Source organism: Nitrosopumilus sp. b1, from assembly GCF_014078545.1.
In the GTDB taxonomy this organism is placed as follows: Archaea; Thermoproteota; Nitrososphaeria; order Nitrososphaerales; family Nitrosopumilaceae; genus PXYB01.
Genome location: NZ_MU078721.1, coordinates 1 through 510, shown reverse-complemented (window position 1 = coordinate 510; position 510 = coordinate 1). Strand labels below are relative to the sequence as shown.

The 510-nt window shown below is 37.8% G+C and carries 1 protein-coding gene; it reads left to right on the top strand.

Going from position 1 to position 510, the window contains the following annotated elements; all coding sequences use genetic code 11:
- Positions 1-510: AAA family ATPase (locus C6988_RS05670; RefSeq protein WP_182134100.1), on the top strand; the 510-nt coding region annotated here is incomplete at both ends.

Below are 510 nucleotides of genomic sequence, written 5' to 3'. Positions count from 1 at the left end.
TGGAACACAAATGGGAGGAAAGGTACAATTCATTGTAACTAGCACAAAGCCTTCAAAACCTGTAATTGTTACTGAGAGAACTGTTTTCAAATTAGGTTCTATGACAAAGGCAGTTGATAACTCTTATCCAAGAATTACTTATGATGATCTTGGTGGACTCAAAAATGAAGTTCAAAAAATCCGTGAGATGGTTGAGCTTCCAATGCGACATCCAGAAATTTTTGAAAAAATTGGTGTAGAGGCACCAAAAGGTGTACTCTTGTATGGTCCTCCAGGCACAGGAAAGACCCTTTTAGCAAAGGCAGTTGCTGGTGAGACTAATGCTAATTTTACTTCATTGAGCGGCCCTGAAATTATGGGTAAATACTATGGTGAAAGCGAAGAGAGAATTCGTGAAATATTCAAGCAAGCAGAAGAAAATGCCCCAAGCATAATTTTCATTGATGAAATTGATTCTATTGCTCCAAAACGTGATGAAGTATCTGGAGAAGTCGAAAAGAGAATTGTTTC